Below are 20,357 nucleotides of genomic sequence, written 5' to 3'. Positions count from 1 at the left end.
TAGTAGTAGTCACGTAATTTGCCAGGCCGTTGACACCACGCAGGGAGCCGCGACCCCGATGTCACAACCGTCAGAGCCGATCGACATGCACACCACCGCGGGGAAGATCGCGGATCTGCAGCGCCGCATCGAGGAAGCCACCCATGCCGGGTCCGGGCGGGCGGTGGAGAAGCAGCACGCCAAGGGCAAGCTGACGGCGCGTGAGCGGGTGGCCCTGCTGCTGGACGAGGGGTCCTTCGTCGAGCTCGACGAGTTCGCCCGGCACCGGTCGACGAACTTCGGGCTGGAGAAGACTCGCCCGTACGGGGACGGCGTCGTCACCGGTTACGGCACCGTCGACGGGCGACCCGTCGCCCTGTTCTCGCAGGACTTCACGGTGTTCGGCGGAGCCCTCGGCGAGGTCTACGGCCAGAAGATCATGAAGGTGATGGACTTCGCCCTGAAGACCGGCTGCCCGCTGGTCGGCATCAACGACTCGGGCGGTGCCCGCATCCAGGAGGGCGTCAGCGCGCTGGGCATGTACGGCGAGATCTTCCGCCGCAACGTGCACGCCTCCGGAGTGATCCCGCAGATCAGCCTGGTCGTGGGGCCCTGCGCCGGCGGGGCCGTGTACTCCCCCGCCATCACCGACTTCACGGTCATGGTCGACCAGACCTCGCACATGTTCATCACCGGCCCGGACGTCATCAAGACCGTCACCGGCGAGGACGTCGGCTTCGAGGAACTGGGCGGGGCGCGGACGCACAACAGCACGTCCGGCGTCGCGCACCACATGGCGGGTGACGAGAAGGACGCCATCGAGTACGTGAAGTCGCTGCTGTCCTACCTCCCGTCGAACAACCTCTCCGAGGCCCCGGCCTTCCCCGAGGAAGCCGACACCGAGGTCTCCGAGACCGACCGCGAGCTCGACGTACTGATCCCGGACAGCGCGAACCAGCCGTACGACATGCACACCGTGATCGAGCACGTGCTCGACGACGCGGAGTTCCTGGAGACGCAGTCGCTCTTCGCGCCGAACATCCTCACCGGCTTCGGCCGCGTCGAGGGGCACCCGGTCGGGGTCGTCGCCAACCAGCCGATGCAGTTCGCCGGCTGCCTGGACATCGACGCCTCCGAGAAGGCGGCCCGCTTCGTACGGACCTGCGACGCCTTCAACATCCCGGTGCTGACGTTCGTCGACGTGCCGGGCTTCCTGCCGGGCACCGACCAGGAGTACAACGGAATCATCCGGCGCGGCGCGAAGCTGATCTACGCGTACGCCGAGGCGACCGTCCCCCTGATCACCGTCATCACCCGCAAGGCCTTCGGCGGCGCCTACGACGTCATGGGCTCCAAGCACCTGGGCGCCGACCTGAACCTCGCCTGGCCGACCGCGCAGATCGCGGTCATGGGCGCGCAGGGCGCGGTGAACATCCTGCACCGCCGGGCCATCGCCGAAGCGGAGGAGGCCGGCACCGCCGACGAGACCCGGGCGCGGCTCATCACCGAGTACGAGGACGCGCTCCTGAACCCGTACACGGCCGCCGAGCGCGGTTACATCGACGCGGTGACGATGCCGTCCGAGACGCGGGCGCACGTGGTGAAGGGGCTGCGGCAGCTGCGCACCAAGCGCGAGTCCCTGCCCCCGAAGAAGCACGGCAACATCCCGCTCTAGCCGGCACCACGAGGAGCTCACAATGATGATCAAGGTCGTCAAGGGGAACCCGACCCCCGAGGAGCTGGCCGCCGCACTGGCGGTGGTCCAAGCGCGCGCGGCGGCGCTGGCATCGGTGCCGCCGGGCGCGCAGCGGGTGGCGGACGCCTGGTCCGCGCCGGGCCGGGTGGCCCGGCGGACGCTGCCGCGGCCCGGTCCGGGCGCGTGGGGGCGTACGTACTGGCCCTCCTAGCCGAGCGGACCGCTTCCGGCGCGGGCGAAGATGACGCAAACCGGCGGTGGCGCCTGAGTACCCGTACTCAGGCGCCACCGCCGTTCCCGGGGTCAGGATCAGGGCATGCTCTGGTCAGACCCGAAGGACGAGCCGCCGAAGGACATGCGCGAGGCCCAGGCGATGGTGCGTCGGATGACGCTGGTCGTCGTCCTCGCCATGATCGTCGTGGTGTACGTGCTCGGCCTGGGCGGCTTCTAGTGCTGTGACCGGGTAGGTCCACCGGGTCGCGGCGACCGGCTGCGGCACACCCGGGGGCGCCCTGGGGTCACGGCAGCCCGCTGTGCACCTCCCGGGCTGCGGCGGCCCGTCGTCCGGGCCGCCCTACGATGGCGGGCATGACTGCCGAACACCGCCCCGACGCCCGCCACGCGCTCGTCCTGGCCTCCGCCTCGCCCGCCCGGCTGAACCTGCTGCGCCAGGCCGGGCTCGCCCCGCACGTGATCGTCAGCGGCTTCGACGAGGACGCCCTGACCGCCGACTCCCCCGCCGAGCTGGCGCTCGCGCTGGCCGAGGCGAAGGCGGCCGTCGTGGCGGCCCTCGACGAGGCGGCCGGCGCCCTGGTGATCGGCTGCGACTCCGTGCTGGAGCTGGACGGCGAGGCGCTGGGCAAGCCGGCGGACGCCGAGGAGGCCACGGCCCGCTGGAAGTCGATGCGCGGGCGCGCTGGGGTGCTGCGGACCGGCCACTGCGTGATCGACACGGCGACCGGCCGCCAGGTCTCCGCCACGGCGTCGACCACGGTCCGCTTCGGCGAGCCGACGGACGCGGAGGTCGCGGCGTATGTGGCGAGCGGGGAGCCGCTGCACGTGGCGGGGGCGTTCACCCTGGACGGGCTGTCGGCGCCGTTCATCGACGGCATCGACGGGGATCACGGCAATGTGATCGGGATCTCCCTGCCGCTGCTGCGCTCCCTGCTGGCCGAACTGGACGTGTCGATCACGGACTTGTGGGCTTGAAATCCCCGAAGTCCCCGAGCAGCGGGTGGCCCGGCGGCGCGTCCTGGACCTCGGGGCCGCCGTCGGCGCCGTCCGCCCGCCGGACGCCGTCCGCGCTCCCGGCCCCGCCCGCGCCCTTGGCCGCGTAGAGCATCAGGCTCGCCACCAGCAGGCACAGGATCGTCATCATCACGGCGAAGGCGGCCCAGCCGACCAGGCCGACGACGAGGGCGCCGAGCAGTCCGTGGGTGACGGCGGCCGTGATGAGGAGCACACGGGCGAAGGCGCCCGGGGCCCGGTCGCGGACCGCGGCGACGGCGAGGAGGACGGCGCAGAGCAGCAGGAAGCCGCCCATGCCGGCACCCATTGCGTAGGTTGCCTTGGACATGACAGCCGGATCCATGCCCGCGATGGACATCGACTGGTTCGCGGTGGTCCGGCCGAGGACGAGGTGGACGAAGGCGAGCACCGCCCCCTCGGCGACGAGTACGACCGCGGTCGCTCCGGCCACGGATCTCCGCAGCACCACGCCACCCACACCAGCCACGACGCCCCCATCCCCCACAAGCACAAGCCTGTTCGACGCCTGGAGGCTACTAACGGGTAATCCTGCCGACAAGGGGCCGGGACCGCTTCGTTACGGTGGGGCTCCCACCCGGCGACCGCCCGGCGCCCCTCAGGCGTCGGCGCGGCATCGGCGCGGCGTCCTCACGGCGGTCACGCAAAGAATGAATGGGCCGTTCGTAGGGACTCGACAAAGAATCACCCGGGCCCGCTGACCTGGCGGACAGAGACCAGGGACGCGCGGCAGGGTTACTGTGCAGTCGGGGATCCCCCTGACTTGGGGCGCCGCATGGGTTTTCTCGACTCCAGTCAGACTCGAATCACACTGTGTGTGGGCAAGGTCACCTCTGGGGAAGGGTCGAAAGGCCGTGTGGGCTGTCCCTAAACTCAGCTTGTTTCAAGGAGGGAGCCATCGTGCGCAAGGTGCTCATCGCCAACCGTGGCGAAATCGCAGTCCGCGTTGCTCGGGCCTGCCGGGATGCCGGGATCGGGAGCGTAGCCGTATACGCCGATCCGGACCGGGACGCTCTGCACGTCCGCGCGGCCGACGAAGCTTTCGCGTTGGGCGGTGACACCCCGGCCGCCAGCTACTTGGACATCTCCAAGATCCTGCAGGCCGCAGCCGATTCCGGTGCGGACGCCATCCATCCCGGATACGGCTTCCTCTCCGAGAACGCCGACTTCGCGCAGGCCGTCATCGACGCGGGCCTGATCTGGATCGGCCCGCCGCCGCAGGCCATCCGCGACCTCGGCGACAAGGTCGCCGCCCGCCACATCGCGCTGCGCGCCGGCGCGCCGCTCGTGGCCGGCACGGCCGACCCGGTCTCCGGGTCGGACGAGGTCGTCGCCTTCGCCAAGGAGCACGGCCTGCCGATCGCGATCAAGGCCGCCTTCGGCGGCGGCGGCCGCGGCCTGAAGGTCGCCCGGAACCTCGAAGAGGTTCCGGAGCTGTACGACTCCGCCGTGCGCGAGGCCGTCGCCGCCTTCGGCCGCGGCGAGTGCTTCGTCGAGCAGTACCTCGACAAGCCGCGGCACGTGGAAACCCAGTGCCTGGCCGACTCCCACGGCAACGTGGTCGTCGTCTCCACCCGCGACTGCTCGCTGCAGCGCCGCCACCAGAAGCTGGTGGAGGAGGCCCCCGCACCGTTCCTGAGCGACGCTCAGAACGCGGAGCTGTACGCCGCCTCCAAGGCGATCCTCAAGGAAGCCGGCTACGTCGGAGCGGGAACCGTCGAGTTCCTCGTCTCCGCCGACGGCCTCATCTCCTTCCTGGAGGTCAACACCCGCCTGCAGGTCGAGCACCCGGTGACCGAAGAGGTCGCGGGCATCGACCTGGTGCGCGAGATGTTCCGCATCGCCGACGGCGAGGAGCTCGGCTACGGGGACCCGGTCCTGCGCGGCCACTCCTTCGAGTTCCGCATCAACGGCGAGGACCCGGGCCGCGGCTTCCTGCCGGCTCCGGGCACCGTCACCAAGTTCGCCGCCCCGACCGGCCCGGGCGTCCGCCTCGACGCGGGCGTCGAGGCCGGCTCGGTCATCGGCCCCGCGTGGGACTCCCTGCTCGCCAAGCTCATCGTCACGGGTGCCACGCGCGAGCAGGCCCTGCAGCGGGCGGCACGCGCGCTCGCCGAGTTCGACGTGGAGGGCATGGCCACGGCCATCCCCTTCCACCGCGCGGTCGTCGCCGACCCGGCCTTCACCTCCGACCCGTTCACGATCCACACCCGCTGGATCGAGACCGAGTTCGTCAACGAGATCCCGGCGTTCGTGGTTCCCGCCGTGGACGACACCGAGGACGAGCCGGGCCGCGAGACCGTGGTCGTCGAGGTCGGCGGCAAGCGCCTGGAGGTCTCCCTCCCGTCCTCGCTGGGCATGACCCTGGCCCGCACCGCCGCGGCCGGCGGCGCGAAGCCCAAGCGCCGCGCGGCGAAGAAGTCCGGCCCGGCCGCCTCCGGCGACACGCTGGCCTCGCCCATGCAGGGCACGATCGTCAAGGTCGCGGTCGAGGAGGGCCAGCAGGTCAACGAGGGCGACCTGATCGTCGTCCTCGAGGCGATGAAGATGGAACAGCCGCTGAACGCGCACCGCTCGGGCACGATCGTGGGCCTGTCGGCGGAGGTCGGGGCTTCCCTGACGTCCGGCGCGGCCATCTGCGAGATCAAGGACTGATCCCGCGGCACCCGCGACACGAAGACGGCCCGTACGCCCCTTCCGGGGTGTACGGGCCGTCTTTTACGTCGTGCGCGAACGACCGCTCGGCGGGTCAGCGATCAGCAGGTTCGAGCTGCTCCTTCTCGAACGGAAGCTGATCGACCACGTCGAGGTCCCCCTCGGTGGTGACGACCACGATCCACGACCTGTCCGCGGCGAGGAAATAGTGGTGCTCGGGGATGTCGAGCAGTTCGGCGACGACCGGGGCGCAGACGGCCTCGGAAAAACGCACCCCGTAGGGGGAGAGTCCGTCTCCGACATGCTCGACCGTCGAGCCCGGGAGAGTGCGCAGAGCGATTTCCCTCGCCGTCATCTCGGCAAGCTGCACGTCATCGGGAACACTCCAGTGCGCATGCCGTCCTTGCGCGCGGGACCAGTCGATTTTCGATCCCGCGACCGGAAACCGAAGCTCCAGCCAGTCGAAGACGACCGAAGCATCGCAGCGCTCCAGGCCTTCGAGCGGCGGGGCCCCGTACAAGGACGCCCAGTAATTGTCAGTCATCATCAGCATCCAAACCGGCTCTGGATCCTCGTCACGGTCGACTCGGTCGCTTTGAACTCATAGTGCGGACCCTTTTCTTTCCCGCTCCATACGTTGATGTGGGCGCCACTGCGCTCGTCGAACTCAATCCGGAAGCCCGTCTTGCCGTCATTGGTCTGCATTCCGATGGGCTGGCCCTTGATCGTGCCGAACTTGCCGATCGTCGGCTTTTCGGCATTGAACCCGCGCGCCTCAAGCCATGCCAGCGCCTTGTTCATCGCCTGGTTGTAATCATCCTCGCCGCCACCGGCATTGTGCACGAGTACCGGCGTGGCACCTGCCAGCACATAGTACGTGTGGAGGTCTGCGACGGTCAGGTTGTACGTCTTGTCGGTCGCCTGGTAGACGTGCGTGCCGGCGACCGTGACGGCCGCGCCCTCGTCCGTGCGGAGCGCGGTGCCCGGCTTCAGCTGGTCGGCGTCGAGCCAGGCCTGATCGGATTCCGACCAGAACGGGTGGTGGCCCGTGGTGGTGATGCCGCGCATGCCGTCAGGAGTGGAGACGGAGATGTGTACGTACGTCTTGTCGTCTTCGGTGAGGATGGTGGCGGTGACGGATTTCGCCGCGGTCTCACCCGATTCGGGATCCGTCGCGAGGATGCGGTCCTCGGGTTCGAGTTCCTCGATCGGCTTCGTGGAACCGTCGGCCATGAGGACTTCGGTTCCGGCGACGAAGCTGTTCGTCGCGCAGAACTGCGGCCTTTCCTTGCCCCCGGGCTTTATCCCCGCGCGCCCTGCGGCGTACCCGAGCCCCTTGGCTATCTCCTCCCCCACGAGTTCGGATTCATTGGGTTCGTAGAGGGGGCTATCGATTCCCTTGCCGGAGACCGCCGCCTCGTCCCAGGTGCTGCACGTCACGAAGTCGCAATAGTGCTCGCTGAAGTACTCGACTTCCTCGACGGAAGCCCCGTACATCCACATCTTGTACGCGACCTGCTTGGGGACGCTGTGAGCGGTCGGGTCGTACTTGACCTGCATCTTGTGCAACTCTTCCTTGGAAGTGTTGCTGGTGTTGCGGACGTACTTCTGACCCTCGGTGAACATGTCCACGGCGCGGTCGTAGGACTGCTGCGCCTGCCCGACCACACCGGAACCGTAGTGCTGGGCGTATTGGCGGTTGATGGACTGCTGCCGCTGGGTGGCCAGGGCCTGCGAGACGATCTCGTCGTACCGCCTGCCCTTGCTGACGGGCTGGGTACCCCGGTTGGTGCACACGTACATGCCGCTCATGCACTCTTCGAGTGCCATGCCCGTCGGGTCCCAGTTGGTGACGGGATTGCCGTTGGCGTACGTGTAGCCGTTCATCTGGAGCGGGTCGGTGAGGTCGATGAGCGGGTCCACCGACAGGAAGCGACCCGTGACGGGGTCGTACTCACGGGCCCCGATGTGGGTCAGGCCGGTCGAGGAGTCGTCGACGCCCGTGCCGAGGAAGCCCCGGCTGCCGGGCCAGCCGTTCACCACGGCGCCCCGGGTGTTGCCGTACGGGTCGGTCTTGCGCCGGGTGACCTGTTGTCCGGCGGACTGCTCGACGGAGGCGGTGGCCGTGTTGTGGTGGTCGGCCAGCAGGACGTTGAGCTTGTGGCCGGTCGGCTTGCCGTACGTGGTCCGGACGGTGGTGGCTCCGGGGCCGCCGTAGTGGCGGACCGCGTCGATGGCCCGGCCGGACTTGTCGACGGTGATCTCGGCTTCACCGAGGTACAGGGTCCGGGAGCTTCCGGTTTCCTCGATCAGGCGGTTGCCGGCCGCGTCGTAGAGGGAGGTGGTGGTGTTGTCGAAGCTCCACTGCTGGGCCGGGGCGCCGCCCGCGGCGCAGGCGTAGACGTGGAGGTCGTTGCCGTCCGCGGGGTTGTCGTTGGGAACGGTGACGCAGGCGTTCGCCGCCGCGTTGTACAGCGTCTTGTCGGCGGGACGGTACGTGAACGCCTGCTTGGCGCTCCCGTCACACGTCGCGAGGCGGGCGTACAGGCCGTCGGCCGTCAGGCACTTGCCCAGGGCCCGTACCGTGTCACCGCTCAGCTTCCACTGCTGCGCCTTGGTCTCGTTGCACGGGTGCAGCTGGACGGGCGTGCCGTCGGCGGTGGAACCCGACTGGACGTCCAGGCACTTGCCCGCCATGCCGCTGACCGAGACCGCGCCGATACCGGGGCTGCTCGCCGTGGTGAGCTGGTTGCGTCGGTTCCAGGTCAGGTTCTGGATGTCACCGTCGATCTTGCGGCTCTTGGTGTTGCCGGAGGCGTCGTACTCGTAGGTCGCGAGCGAGTTGACCGTCGAGTTTGCCGTCTTGAGGGTCTTCTCGGCCTTGGAGAGCGCGTGGGGCTGGATGGTCGTGGGCGGCTGGGTGCCGTTGGCCGCGACCTTGACGCCGTAGGTGTACTTGGTCTCGTCGTCCAGGGCCGCGTTGGTGAGGTCGTGGTCGACGAGCTTGGTGCGGTTGCCGATCAGGTCGAACTGGTATTCCTGCCAGTAGCCGTCACCGTCCGGGCCGGGGGTGACCTCGGTCAGGCTCGGAGCGGGGCAGTTCGCGCTCTTGCCCGTCCAGGCCTTGCTCAGCTGCCCGACCGCGTCGTACGCGAAGCACTGGCGGTCGACCCGGCCGCCGGTCTGGGTGTCCGTGATGGAGGTCGGGTTGCCGACCGTGTCGTAGGTGTAGGAGAGGGCCGAGATCCGGTTCGGGTTGGCGGTCTGGCGGTCGCTGATCGACTGCTGGACACGGCCCGAGTTGCGGTCGTACAGATTGGTGGTCCACACCCGGTTCGGTGCGTTGCCGGAGGCCGTCCGCAGTACCTCGCCGTACGGGCTGTAGACGATGTCGGCCGTGTACCAGGAGAGGCCCGAGAAGGTCTTGGGCATGCCGTCCGCGTCGTAGCGCGTGATCAGCTTCTCGGCTGCCAGACCGCCCGGCGTTGCGGGAACCGTCGTCGACTGGACCTTGCCCCGCGGGGTGTAGGTCGTGCTGTAGGCGTAGGTACCGGCCAGCCCCTTCGTGGCGGGCACGTCGGGAATGGTGATCTTGCTACCGGTGGGACGGTACTCGGCGTCGTAGCCGGTGACCTCGCTCTTGTACTCCACCGCACCCTCGTAGCGGGTGGACGCCACGGGCAGTCCCTTGGCGCCGGTCAGGGAGTCGAACGTCCAGGAGGCCACCAGGGGGCCGTCCGCCGCGTTGTCGCGCAGCTCGGTCGTGCGGCCCAGCGCGTCGTACGTCGTGAACTGCGCACGCCCGGCGGAATCGGTGACGGAGACCTTCTGGTCGAGGTTGTTGTACGTGTAGGTCGACCTTCCCGTGTCGGGGTCGTCGACCGCAGTCGTCCGGCCGCGGGCGTCGTAGGCGTAGGCCCACTTGTTCCCGGCCGGATCGGTGACCTTCGTCAGCTTGCCGCGCTGGTCGTAGCCGTAGGCAGTGTCCTTCCAGGTCGTCAGGTCGGTGGCCGTGTAGTCCTGGACCAGCGAGGGCCGGCCGGACGCGTCGGTCCAGGTCTTGACCGCACGGCTGCCCGGCAGCGGCGCGGTGCCGTCGGCCGACATGCCGGTACGGGTGAGCGTCCAGTCGCCCTCGTACCGGCTCGTGTTGGAGTACTGCGCCACGTCGGCGTAAAGGGTCGTCACACGGACCGGGCGGCCGACACCGTCGTAGGCCGTCTTCGTGGAGTTCGGAACGTGGAAGACGGTCTCGGGGACGAAGATCTTGTTGTCCGGCTTGCCCTCCGCGTAGTAGCCGTTGTTGGTCTGGCTGACCGTGCCGTTCTGGTTGTAGAGGGAGTCGGTGATCAGACGTCCACCGCCCAGGGCGTCCGCCTGGGTCTGGCGCGGTCGCAGGCGGCCGTCGTAGATGGTCACCGAGGTGGCGTAGGTGCCGTTGTCCCGCAGGGTCCGGCTGGTGACGACCGGGGTCTGCTGCTCCGCGATCTGGTAGTCGAACGTCTGCGAGGCGGGGTCGGTGACCTTCTGCGAGGACGTCCAGACGGCCGTGGTCCTGCCCAGGCCGTCGTAAGCCAGAGTGGTCTTGCGGCTGTTGGTGTCCGTGGTCTCCAGAACGGTGCCGCGGCCCGGATCGGCCCTGACGGTGTTCGTGTGCCCGGCGGGGTTGGTCGTCTTCGTGCTGAACGGGACGCCCGTGGCCGGGGTGAACACGGTGCTGGTCGGGTTGCCGGCCGGGTCGTACACCTTGACGTTCCGGCCGAGCGCGTCGTACTCGGAGCGCGCGGTGGGCGTCCAGCCGGTACCGGCCGCGTCATTGCTCTCGACCTGGACGGGCAGGCCCTTCACCGGGGCGGTCCCGAACGCGTTGAGCACGTCGTACGAGGTGCGCAGGTCGGAGAGCGTCGCGGCGGTGCCCGCCTGGGCGCAGTCACCCGCGGTGGCCCGTACCCGCTGGGGAAGGCCGATCAGGTGCTTGGCCGCATTGTGCACGTAGGTCGTGACCGTGCAGCTCTGGTCGGCGACGACCGAACCGCCGGCGCCGTCCTCGGCCCGGGTCTCGGTCTGGGCCGACTGGAGGAGACCGTAAGCGGCCTCGAAGGTGTTCAGGGACCTGGCCACGCGGAAGGCGCCACCGCTGACGGACTGGATGGTGTCCGTACGGGACACGTTGCTCCGGTACGCCTCAAGCGGGGTGGTGCCGTCCCGGGGCCGGGTGGCGGTCTTCTGGCTCCAGGGCCAGGTCAGGACGCGCTTGTCGACGCTGCCGCCGGCCTGGGTGTAGGTGATGGCCTCCGCGGCGCTGCCCTGGTACTGCGGCAGGTCCTCGCCGAGCGTCTCCTTGCCGGTGGAGTCCTGGACCGTGATCTTCGGACGTCCCGCGTCGCCGGACATGCCGCGGAAGAAGCGGGTTCGGGTCTGGGACTGGACCGTCGCGTCGCTCTTGCCCGTGTTGGCCGTCACGCCGCCCTTGGTGAGCACCGACGCGTAGCCGCGCCACTGTCCGTACGTGCGCAGTTCGGGCTTGGTGAACTCGTCGGTGTCCTTGGCCCAGGCCGGGGCGCCCTCGTAGGTGTAGCTGGTGACCACGTCGGGCTGGCGGGCCACCCGGTCCTTCTCGACCACGCGCTCGACGACGTACTTGTTGAACCAGGCCAGCGGGGGCGTCTCCAACTCGGTGTCGGGCGACCAGTGGACGGGGAAGCAGCGAGTGGTGTTCTCCTCCGGCTTGGGGTGCGCGGTGCCGACCGCGCACGGGTCGGAGTAGTCCACGTAGACGTCGCCGCCGACCTCGGTGCGGATGGTCTCCACACGGAGGCGGTCGAAATCCGGGGTGGCGTCGTTGGGGCCGGTGGCGACCCGGTTGGGCATGTCCTGGACGTTGGCCTGGAACGTCGTCGGCGGCAACGTGATGCTCCGCTGGTTGCCCGCTTCGTCCTTCTGGGTGCCGTAGCCGGTGCGCGTGACGGACTCCAGCCACAGGGGCGGGTGGGTGTCGGTGCGCTGCTTGGGGAACGACTGGGTGAGGCTCCAGCGGTCCACCATGGAGAGAGCCGTGGAGCCCTCGGTTCGCTGGCCCCAGGTGGTGACCGCCGTCAGGCGCTTGCGGGTCCAGAAGCTCGGCGAGGTAGTGAAGCAGTCCTTGGCGTCGACCTTGCAGTGCAGGGCCGCCGGGGTGTCCCACCAGGGCTGCTTGTCACCGTAGTTCTTCGACTCGAACTCAGTGTCCGTGCACTTCGCGGAGCCCTCCTTGATGCAGCGCTCGTCGATGGTGAACTCGACCTTGGCCGCCGGGGCACCGGAGAGGTTGCTCGCGCGCAGGCCGTAGGTGATCTGGCTCGGGTAGCCGCCGCGGGTGTAGGGGACCTTCGCCTGGAACTTCTCGTTCTTGGCGTAGTGGTTGGTCTCCTTCTTCCAGTCGACGATCATCGCGTTGCCGTGGAGGTCCTCGACGTAGTCGAGGTTCCAGCGCCAGCCCTGGGTGCAGGAGGAGTCCGCGAACGCGGTCTGGTGGCAGGGCTCACCCGAGTGGTTGCCGAAGACCGGGACGGTGAAGACCGAGTCGGTCACCGCGCGGGCGCCGGCGCCGTCCACGTCGTGGCGGCCGAAGAAGTACCGGGTGCCGTCATGGGTGGTGACGACCCAGTACTCGCCGTCCTTCGCGCCGTTGACGACGGTGGCATCCGTCTTGCGCTCGACCTTGGACCCGTCGTCGGATGCGGGAACCCACTGGCCGGAGGTGGCGTCACGGACCAGCTCGGTGGTGCTGCCGCCGAGCGACATCACCATGTTGTCGCCGGCCCAGCAGAGGTCGCCCTTCTTCTTGTCCGTGGTGTTGTCGTTGTTCGGCTTGCTCGGCACGGCCTTCAGGTCGGCCGAGCAAGTGCGGTAGCGGCGCTCGATGTAGCCGGGTTCGTAGCCCCAGCCGTCACCGATCCATGAGGCCTGGCTGTTGGCCACGGACGTCTTCCCGTCGACGGACTGCGACGAGTAGGTGAAGGCCAGCTTCGGAGCGGGCCCGGCGGGAGCTTCGGGGATGCCGAGCGGGTAGGTCCACGAGAAGTCGCCGCTGTTGCCGCCTGCGGACCAGCTTCCGGAGGGCGCGAGCGGGGTCGCGCTGTACGTTCCACCCGGGCCCGAACCGGAGTCGGAGGCGGCGAGGACCATCGGCCCGCCGCCCCCGAGGGCCATCGTGCGCATGCCCAGGCCCGGAGTGGTCGCCGGGTCGACCGTCGCACGGACGGTGCCCGTCGCCGGGTCGTTGGTACTGGGCACCGTCTTAGTCGTATTGCACTCCGGGAGCAGCGGAGTGGTCAGGAAGCACTCGGGGAGCTGCTTGATCTCCAGGCGGGTCGCCCAGTCGGTTCCGTAGAGGTCCTTGAACTGCTTGTAGTCCAGTTGGACGTCGACCGGAGTGGAGGCGTCGGCGGGCGGCGTGACCGTGATGAGCGCGCCGTCGATGTTGGCGGCTTCGGTCGCGGCGCGGGCTTCGACCGCCACCGACCAGGTGCCCGACGGGGCAGGCGGGGTCGGGTTGCTCTCGGTCGGCGAGGCCTTGCCGATGCTGACGGGGAGGGACCCGGCTTGGACGAGTTGGTCGCCGGCCAGGGCGACGGCCACCGTTCCCGCGGCGGGCGGGTTCAGTTTGGACGGTTCGTAATCGGCGGGCGGCTGGGCCGGATCGCCGGACCACCCTTCGAGTTTGGCGGCCTCGATCGTGTCGAGCTTGGCCTTCAAGTCCACTTGCAGGCCCGGCAGGTCGACCCCGGTGCGGCTGCCGGGCGGCGCGGCCCAGGTCTGGGAAGGCAAGAGAGATGCGACCAGCATCACGGAGACCGTGATGCCGACGCGCCCGGCGAGACGCGCGCGTTGAGCGCGCGCCCCTCTGTTTCCGGGCAGGCGAAAACTGTCCGCCGACAACGGCGACATGTGGACCCCCCACGCTCTGCCGCGACGGCTAGGCGCGTGCGCGGCAGGAATTTGGCATTAGCCCGCCGATTCTGTGGCTCCTCGATCGGAAACACCAATCCCGCCATCTTTATGTGCTCTTTATCACTGAGCGGTGTGCGCATCTTGGGGCAATCGATGGAAACTCCCCTCGATGAGCGAGGGACATGCCGTTTTTCGTTCATGCGTACCGAAGGCTGCGCTCGCACGGGAGGGACTTCTCAAGTGGCGGCTCGGCCGGCGCCGAGCAGGCTTCGCGCCGTGCGGCCCGCCCGTCGGCGGGGTCGCTGACCAGTGGCGTTCCCGGCCGGGCGTCGACGCGCTGACGACTGCGCGGGACGGCGGCTGTTCACACCTCCTCGTCGCGAGGGACGAGAGGCCGCGGCCGGCGAAGCGGCACCCGACGCTGGGACTGGCGGGCCCTGGCCGGTGCCGGGCGTCGCGCGCACTTGTCGGTGGCGGCGTTCTCCCCGGGGAGGGGAATGACAATGCGTCGGGTACGCATGAGGCGTGCGTCGAATACGAAGCGAGTTCCGGCGGCTCCTCGCGCTTCTTTTCCATTCCGAGTTCGGCAGCCGGCTCCGCGGGGTGGGGAATCCGCACCACGGTCGCGCGCGCGTTGCGGGAACAGCACCACCGACTCGTGGGCACTACGCCCGCGCTGATCGGGCACGTTACCGACGACCTCCGGTGCGTACGCGCCGACGGGGTCCGACACCTCTTCCACGGCGGCACCGCCACCTAGGGCAACGCCGACGGCGCCCTGCCCCGGGCAGAGGTCCGGGGCAGGGCGCCGCTCGCGTGCGGGCTGGGGTGGCCGGGCTACCGGCGCCGCATGTCGGCCACGCGGGCCCTCTCACCCGCCTGCTGCTCGTGCAACGGCCCCGCGCTGCGGAGCTGCGCCGTCGGCCCGCCCCGCCGCTGGACCGGCAGCGGGGACTCCCGGCGCGGACGGCGCCCGGCCATCCCGTCGCCGGAGGCGGAACCCGAGCCGGAGCCGACGCCGGCGCCGGCAGCACCCGCCCCGCCCGCCACGGTGATCTGCACGCCCTGGTCCGCCAGCGCCTGCAACTCCGTACCGGCCCGGTCGTCGTGCGGCGGCGGCTCGTCCGTCACCAGCCGCGTGATCACGTCCGTCGGCACGGTCTGGAACATGGTGTCCGTCCCGAGCTTCGTGTGGTCGGCCAGGACCACCACCTCCGCGGCCGCCTGCACCAGCGCCCGGTCCACGCTCGCGGAGAGCATGTTGGACGTGGACAGGCCGCGCTCGGCGGTCAGCCCGCTGCCGGAGAGGAAGGCCCGCGAGACCCGCAGCCCCTGGAGGGACTGCTCGGCACCACTGCCGACCAGCGCGTAGTTGGAGCCCCGCAGGGTTCCGCCGGTCATCACCACCTCCACCCGGTTCGCGTGGGCCAGCGCCTGGGCGACGAGCAGGGAGTTGGTGACGACGGTGAGGCCGGGCACCCGGGCGAGCCGGCGGGCCAGCTCCTGGGTCGTGGTGCCGGCGCCGACGACGATGGCCTCGCCTTCTTCGACGAGACCGGCCGCGACATCGGCGATGGCGGTCTTCTCCGCCGTAGCGAGATGGGACTTTTGCGGAAAGCCGGATTCCCGCGTGAAACCGCCCGGCAATACCGCACCGCCGTGCCGGCGGTCGAGGAGTCCTTCTGCCTCCAGTGCCCGCACGTCCCGCCGTACGGTCACTTCGGAGGTCTGGACGACGCGGGCGAGCTCCCGGAGCGATACCGCTCCGTTGGCCCGCACCATTTCGAGGATCAATTGGCGACGTTCTGCAGCGAACACGAAACTGACAGTAACCCCAACGACCGTCTGCTTTCAGCTCCTTGCACCGGAATTCCGAAGTTGTCCATACCGTGTGTCAACTAGTGGTATACGTCGTCGGCCCGTCGCGCACCTGCTCCGCGACGGGCCGGCCGTCAGCTTCAAAACCCCTGCGGACAAGGGTCGTTATGGGTGCTTACGCCTCGCCCGCGGCCTTCCGCGTGTGCAGCTGGCGGGCGACCTCGGCGATCGAACCCGACAGCGAGGGGTACACGGTGAACGCGTTTGCGATCTGCTCGACCGTCAAGTTGTTGTCGACGGCGATCGAGATCGGATGGATGAGCTCGCTCGCGCGCGGCGAGACGACCACGCCGCCGACGACGATCCCGGTGCCGGGGCGGCAGAACAGCTTCACGAAGCCGTCCCGGATGCCCTGCATCTTGGCGCGCGGGTTGCGCAGCAGCGGGAGCTTGACGACCCGGGCGTCGATCTTGCCGGAGTCCACGTCGGACTGGGTGTAGCCGACGGTGGCGATCTCGGGGTCGGTGAAGACGTTCGAGGAGACCGTCTTCAGGTTCAGCGGGGCCACCGCGTCGCCGAGGAAGTGGTACATCGCGATGCGCCCCTGCATGGCGGCCACGGACGCCAGCGCGAAGATCCCCGTCACGTCGCCGGCCGCGTACACGCCGGGCGAGGAGGTGCGGGAGACCTTGTCGGTCCAGATGTGCCCAGACTCCTTGAGCTTGACCCCGGACTCCTCCAGGTTCATGCCGGTGGTGTTGGGCACCGCGCCGACCGCCATCAGGCAGTGCGTTCCCGTGATGACCCGGCCGTCCGAGAGGGTGACCTCGACCCGGTCACCCACCCGCTTGGCGGACTCGGCGCGGGAGCGTCCGATGACGTTCATGCCGCGCCGGCGGAAGACGTCCTCCAGCACGGCGGCGGCGTCGGGGTCCTCGCCGGGCAGCACCCGGTCGCGGGACGACACGAGCGTCACGCGGGAGCCGAGGGCCTGGTAGGCGCCGGCGAACTCGGCGCCGGTCACACCGGAGCCGACCACGATGAGCTCCTCGGGGAGCTCGTCGAGGTCGTAGACCTGGGTCCAGTTCAAGATCCGCTCGCCGTCGGGCATCGCGTCGGGGATCTCGCGGGGGTGCCCGCCGGTCGCGATGAGCACGGCGTCGGCGGTCAGGATCGTCTCGCTGCCGTCGGCGGCGGTGACGATGACGTCCCGCGTGCCGTCGATGCCCTGCGGGCCGCCGAGCTTGCCGCGGCCCCGTACGACGCGGGCTCCGGCCCGGGTGACGGAGGCGGTGATGTCGTGCGACTGGGCGAGGGCGAGGCGCTTGACACGCCGGTTCACCTTGCCGAGGTCCACGCCGACGACGCGCGCGGCCTGCTCGATGTGCGGGGTGTCGTCCGCGACGACGATCCCGAGTTCCTCGTACGACGAGTCGAAGGTCGTCATGACCTCGGCGGTCGCGATGAGGGTCTTGGACGGGACGCAGTCGGTGAGCACCGACGCGCCTCCCAGACCGTCGCAGTCGACGACGGTCACCTCCGCGCCGAGCTGGGCCCCCACGAGGGCCGCCTCATACCCACCTGGTCCGCCGCCGATGATCACGATCCGGGTCACGAAAACTCCGCCTCACGTCTACCCGGCCGGCTGCCGCCCCGGCCGGGGCTTCCGGGGGTCTCCCCGGGGGATGCATTCCGTGCCCCATTGTCCCGCACGCATCAAGGTGCTTCACGCCCGGTCCGCCATCCGGGGTCCGGCCCTGGCCAAGGGCGGTGCGTGTCCGGGGAAAGGCGTGAACACGCGGCTCGGGCCGCCCCTCCCGTACTCTCGACCCCATGTCGCTCTACGCCGCGTACGCCGGCAACCTCGACCCGCGGCTGATGACGCGCCGCGCTCCGCATTCGCCGCTGCGCGGCACGGGCTGGCTCAACGACTGGCGGCTGACCTTCGGCGGCGAGCAGATGGGCTGGGAGGGCGCGCTGGCGACGATCGTCGAAGCTCCGCGCCACCAGGTCTTCGTCGCGCTGTACGACGTCGCGCCGCTGGACGAGGAGTCCATGGACCGGTGGGAGGGCGTCGGGCTCGACATCTACCGCCGCATGCGGGTGCGCGTGCACACGCTCGAGGGCGAGGAAGCCGCCTGGGTGTACGTCCTGAACGGCTACGAGGGCGGCCTGCCCTCCGCCCGGTACCTGGGCGAACTGGCCGACGCGGCGGAATCCGCGGGCGCCCCGCACGACTACGTGATGGAACTGCGCAAGCGGCCCTGCTGAGGCCTGTCCCGTGATCCCCGGCCCGCCGGGGATCACGGGACAGCCCTGAGACCGTCGCCGCAGGTCCGGGAGACGGGCCGGGCGCAGCCCCCGGCGGCCGCGCCGCGGCGGCCACCACCCCTGCGCGGACAATTCGTCGGAAACGACAAGGCAACGATCCGAACACCGTGAGCTGCGCCATCTACGCGCGTAGGCCATCACCGGCTACGCTCTTCTGCGTGAACGCATCTGTTACCGACCCCTTCGCCGCCGCCGACGCCGCAGCCGCCCGCCTCCGTGAGCTGACCGGAGCCGAGACCCACGATGTCGCCCTCGTGATGGGCTCCGGCTGGGCCCCCGCCGCAGAGGCGCTCGGTGCGCCCGAGGCCGAGTTCCCGGTCACCGACCTGCCCGGCTTCCCGCCGCCCGCAGTCGAGGGCCACGGCGGCAAGATCCGCTCGTACAAGATCGGCGACAAGCGCGCGCTGCTCTTCCTCGGCCGGACCCACTACTACGAGGGCCGCGGCGTCGCCGCCGTCGCCCACGGCGTGCGCACCGCCGTCGCCGCCGGCTGCAAGACCGTCGTCCTGACCAACGGCTGCGGCGGACTGCGCGAGGGCATGAAGCCCGGCCAGCCCGTGCTGATCAGCGACCACCTCAACCTGACGGCCGCCTCGCCGATCGTCGGCGCGAACTTCGTGGACCTCACCGACCTGTACTCGCCGCGCCTGCGCGCGATGTGCAAGGAGATCGACGAGACCCTCGAAGAGGGTGTCTACGTGCAGTTCCCCGGCCCGCACTACGAGACCCCGGCCGAGATCAACATGATCCGCGTCATGGGCGCCGACCTGGTCGGCATGTCCACCGTGCTGGAGGCCATCGCCGCCCGCGAGGCCGGCGCCGAGGTGCTCGGCATCTCCCTGGTCACCAACCTGGCGGCGGGCATCTCCGGCGAGCCGCTGAACCACGAAGAGGTCCTGCAGGCCGGCCGCGACTCGGCCGCGCGCATGGGCAAGCTCCTGACCCAGGTCCTCGCCCGGATCTGATCGAGGGACCCGACCACCGACGAGAGGTAGTGCAGGACGTGCAGGACGCGCAGGACGATCTGATCGCACGGGCCAGGGCCTGGCTGGCCGAGGACCCCGACCCGGAGACGGCACACGAGCTCTCCGAGCTCATCGCGGCCGGTGACACGACCGAGCTCGCGGACCGCTTCCGCGGCATGCTCCAGTTCGGCACCGCCGGGCTCCGCGGCGAGCTGGGCGCGGGCCCGATGCGGATGAACCGCAACGTGGTCATCCGGGCCGCGGCCGGTCTCGCGGCCTACCTCAAGGCCCAGGGGCACGCCGGCGGGCTCGTCGTCGTCGGTTACGACGCCCGCTACAAGTCCGCGGACTTCGCCCGCGACACCGCCGCCGTGATGATCGGCGCCGGCCTGCGCGCGGCCGTCCTGCCCCGCCCGCTGCCGACGCCCGTCCTCGCCTACGCCATAAGGCACCTGGGCGCCGTCGCCGGCGTCGAGGTGACCGCGAGCCACAACCCTCCCCGGGACAACGGCTACAAGGTCTACCTCGGCGACGGTTCGCAGATCGTCTCCCCGGCGGACGCGCGGATCGCCGCGGAGATCGACGCGATCGCCGCGCTGGCCGACGTACCGCGGCCGGACGGCGGCTGGCAGGACCTCGGCGACGAGGTCCTGGAGGCCTACCTGGAGCGCACGGACGCCGTCCTGACCCCCGGTTCCCCCCGGGGCGTGCGGACCGTCTACACGGCCATGCACGGCGTCGGCAAGGACGTCGTCCTCGCCGCCTTCGCCCGCGCCGGCTTCCCCGCCCCGGTCCTGGTGGCCGAGCAGGCGGAGCCGGACCCGTCCTTCCCGACCGTGGCCTTCCCCAACCCGGAGGAGCCCGGCGCGATGGACCTCTCCTTCGCGACGGCCGCCCGCGTGAACCCGGACATCGTCATCGCGAACGACCCGGACGCCGACCGCTGCGCGGTGGCCGTCCCGGACGGCGCGTCCCCCACCGGCTGGCGGATGCTGCGCGGCGACGAGGTCGGCGCGCTGCTCGCCGCCCACCTGGTGCACAAGGGCGCGCAGGGCGTCTTCGCGGAGTCCATCGTCTCCTCCAGCCTCCTGGGCCGGATCGCGGAGGCGGCGGGCGTCGGCTACGAGGAGACCCTCACCGGCTTCAAGTGGATCTCCCGGGTCGAGGGCCTGCGCTACGGGTACGAGGAGGCGCTCGGCTACTGCGTGGACCCCGAGGGCGTCCGCGACAAGGACGGCGTCACGGCCGCCCTGCTCGTCGCCGAACTGGCCTCCGAGCTCAAGGAGCAGGGCCGGACCCTGACCGACCTGCTGGACGACCTGGCGATGGCCCACGGCCTGCACGCCACGGACCAGCTGTCGGTGCGCGTCGAGGACCTGTCGGTCATCGCCTCGGCGATGGCGGCGCTGCGCGCGGAGCCCCCGGCCTCGCTGGCCGGCCTGCGGGTCACCTCGGCGGAGGACCTGAACGAGGGCACGGCGACGCTCCCGCCCACGGACGGGCTGCGCTACTACCTGGAGGGCGACTACAAGGCCCGGGTGATCGTCCGCCCGTCCGGCACGGAGCCGAAGCTCAAGTGCTACCTGGAGGTCGTCGTCCCGGTGGCGGAGGCCTGCGACCTGCTCCCGGCCCGCGCCCGCGGGCAGGAAGTCCTCGACGCGATCAAGAAGGACCTCGCTGCGGCGGCCGGCATCTGATCTTCCCGGCGCCGGACC

The 20,357-nt window shown here is 70.1% G+C and carries 13 protein-coding genes; 8 read left to right on the top strand and 5 right to left on the bottom strand.

The features are described 5' to 3' along the window. The first annotated feature begins 58 nt into the window (after positions 1 to 58). The 4 genes from ACFWBY_RS09330 to ACFWBY_RS09315 all read left to right on the top strand — a co-directional run bounded on the left by ACFWBY_RS09330 (position 59) and on the right by ACFWBY_RS09315 (position 2,884). Positions 59 to 1,654: an acyl-CoA carboxylase subunit beta gene (locus tag ACFWBY_RS09330; protein WP_385336872.1), complete on the top strand. Its 1,596-nt coding sequence runs from the start codon at positions 59 to 61 to the stop codon at positions 1,652 to 1,654. Between the two features lie 22 nt (positions 1,655 to 1,676). Continuing rightward, positions 1,677 to 1,886 carry an acyl-CoA carboxylase epsilon subunit gene (locus ACFWBY_RS09325; RefSeq protein ID WP_385336869.1) on the top strand — a complete coding sequence of 70 codons (210 nt, stop codon included), beginning with the start codon at positions 1,677 to 1,679 and terminating at the stop codon, positions 1,884 to 1,886. A gap of 105 nt (positions 1,887 to 1,991) precedes the next feature. Next, positions 1,992 to 2,126 (top strand): morphogenic membrane protein MmpB, encoded by a 135-nt coding sequence (gene mmpB / locus ACFWBY_RS09320; RefSeq protein ID WP_385340851.1) that lies wholly within the window; start codon positions 1,992 to 1,994, stop codon positions 2,124 to 2,126. A 128-nt stretch (positions 2,127 to 2,254) separates the two neighbouring features. After that, on the top strand, positions 2,255 to 2,884 hold the full coding sequence (locus ACFWBY_RS09315) for a Maf family protein (protein ID WP_385340853.1): 630 nt from the start codon (positions 2,255 to 2,257) through the stop codon (positions 2,882 to 2,884). Here ACFWBY_RS09315 and ACFWBY_RS09310 read toward each other — a convergent pair. Next, positions 2,865 to 3,374, bottom strand: a complete 510-nt coding sequence (locus tag ACFWBY_RS09310) for a hypothetical protein (RefSeq protein ID WP_385340854.1) — start codon at positions 3,372 to 3,374, stop codon at positions 2,865 to 2,867. The genes ACFWBY_RS09315 and ACFWBY_RS09310 overlap by 20 nt on opposite strands. A 467-nt stretch (positions 3,375 to 3,841) precedes the next feature. Between ACFWBY_RS09310 and ACFWBY_RS09305 the strand changes: the two genes are divergently transcribed. After that, positions 3,842 to 5,596 (top strand): acetyl/propionyl/methylcrotonyl-CoA carboxylase subunit alpha, encoded by a 1,755-nt coding sequence (locus ACFWBY_RS09305; RefSeq protein ID WP_385340855.1) that lies wholly within the window; start codon positions 3,842 to 3,844, stop codon positions 5,594 to 5,596. A gap of 94 nt (positions 5,597 to 5,690) precedes the next feature. Here ACFWBY_RS09305 and ACFWBY_RS09300 read toward each other — a convergent pair whose 3' ends face one another. From ACFWBY_RS09300 to ACFWBY_RS09285, 4 genes are all read right to left on the bottom strand, one after another. Then, positions 5,691 to 6,149, bottom strand: coding sequence for a hypothetical protein (locus tag ACFWBY_RS09300; RefSeq protein WP_385340857.1), 459 nt, complete (start codon positions 6,147 to 6,149; stop codon positions 5,691 to 5,693). Further along, complete coding sequence (locus ACFWBY_RS09295; RefSeq protein ID WP_385340859.1) at positions 6,143 to 13,423, bottom strand: polymorphic toxin-type HINT domain-containing protein; 7,281 nt, start codon at positions 13,421 to 13,423, stop codon at positions 6,143 to 6,145. The genes ACFWBY_RS09300 and ACFWBY_RS09295 overlap by 7 nt, the downstream gene beginning before the upstream one ends. A 942-nt stretch (positions 13,424 to 14,365) precedes the next feature. Then, entirely contained in the window at positions 14,366 to 15,346 is a 981-nt protein-coding gene (locus ACFWBY_RS09290; RefSeq protein ID WP_385340860.1) for a DeoR/GlpR family DNA-binding transcription regulator, read from the bottom strand. Positions 15,347 to 15,521: 175 nt separating this feature from the next. After that, positions 15,522 to 16,961: an NAD(P)H-quinone dehydrogenase gene (locus ACFWBY_RS09285; RefSeq protein WP_385340862.1), complete on the bottom strand. Its 1,440-nt coding sequence runs from the start codon at positions 16,959 to 16,961 to the stop codon at positions 15,522 to 15,524. 218 nt (positions 16,962 to 17,179) lie between these two features. Between ACFWBY_RS09285 and ACFWBY_RS09280 the strand changes: the two genes are divergently transcribed. From ACFWBY_RS09280 to ACFWBY_RS09270, 3 genes are all read left to right on the top strand, one after another. After that, positions 17,180 to 17,617 carry a gamma-glutamylcyclotransferase gene (locus ACFWBY_RS09280; protein WP_385340863.1) on the top strand — a complete coding sequence of 146 codons (438 nt, stop codon included), beginning with the start codon at positions 17,180 to 17,182 and terminating at the stop codon, positions 17,615 to 17,617. Between the two features lie 218 nt (positions 17,618 to 17,835). Continuing rightward, the gene (locus ACFWBY_RS09275) at positions 17,836 to 18,642 is read left to right on the top strand and encodes a purine-nucleoside phosphorylase (protein ID WP_385340865.1); all 807 of its coding nucleotides are present in this window, start codon (positions 17,836 to 17,838) and stop codon (positions 18,640 to 18,642) included. A gap of 38 nt (positions 18,643 to 18,680) precedes the next feature. Further along, positions 18,681 to 20,339 (top strand): phospho-sugar mutase, encoded by a 1,659-nt coding sequence (locus ACFWBY_RS09270; RefSeq protein WP_385340909.1) that lies wholly within the window; start codon positions 18,681 to 18,683, stop codon positions 20,337 to 20,339. Positions 20,340 to 20,357 lie beyond the last annotated feature (18 nt).

It is taken from the genome of Streptomyces sp. NPDC060049, assembly GCF_042736715.1.
Classification (GTDB): domain Bacteria; phylum Actinomycetota; class Actinomycetes; order Streptomycetales; family Streptomycetaceae; genus Streptomyces.
This window is presented reverse-complemented; position numbering and strand designations above follow the sequence as displayed.

Coding starts and splice junctions, on each gene's coding strand:
- ACFWBY_RS09330 (WP_385336872.1), top strand. CDS start 59: ATGTCACAACCGTCAGAGCCGATCGACATGCACACCACCGCGGGGAAG.
- ACFWBY_RS09325 (WP_385336869.1), top strand. CDS start 1,677: ATGATGATCAAGGTCGTCAAGGGGAACCCGACCCCCGAGGAGCTGGCC.
- mmpB (WP_385340851.1), top strand. CDS start 1,992: ATGCTCTGGTCAGACCCGAAGGACGAGCCGCCGAAGGACATGCGCGAG.
- ACFWBY_RS09315 (WP_385340853.1), top strand. CDS start 2,255: ATGGCGGGCATGACTGCCGAACACCGCCCCGACGCCCGCCACGCGCTC.
- ACFWBY_RS09300 (WP_385340857.1), bottom strand. CDS start 6,149: ATGCTGATGATGACTGACAATTACTGGGCGTCCTTGTACGGGGCCCCG.
- ACFWBY_RS09295 (WP_385340859.1), bottom strand. CDS start 13,423: ATGCTGGTCGCATCTCTCTTGCCTTCCCAGACCTGGGCCGCGCCGCCC.
- ACFWBY_RS09280 (WP_385340863.1), top strand. CDS start 17,180: ATGTCGCTCTACGCCGCGTACGCCGGCAACCTCGACCCGCGGCTGATG.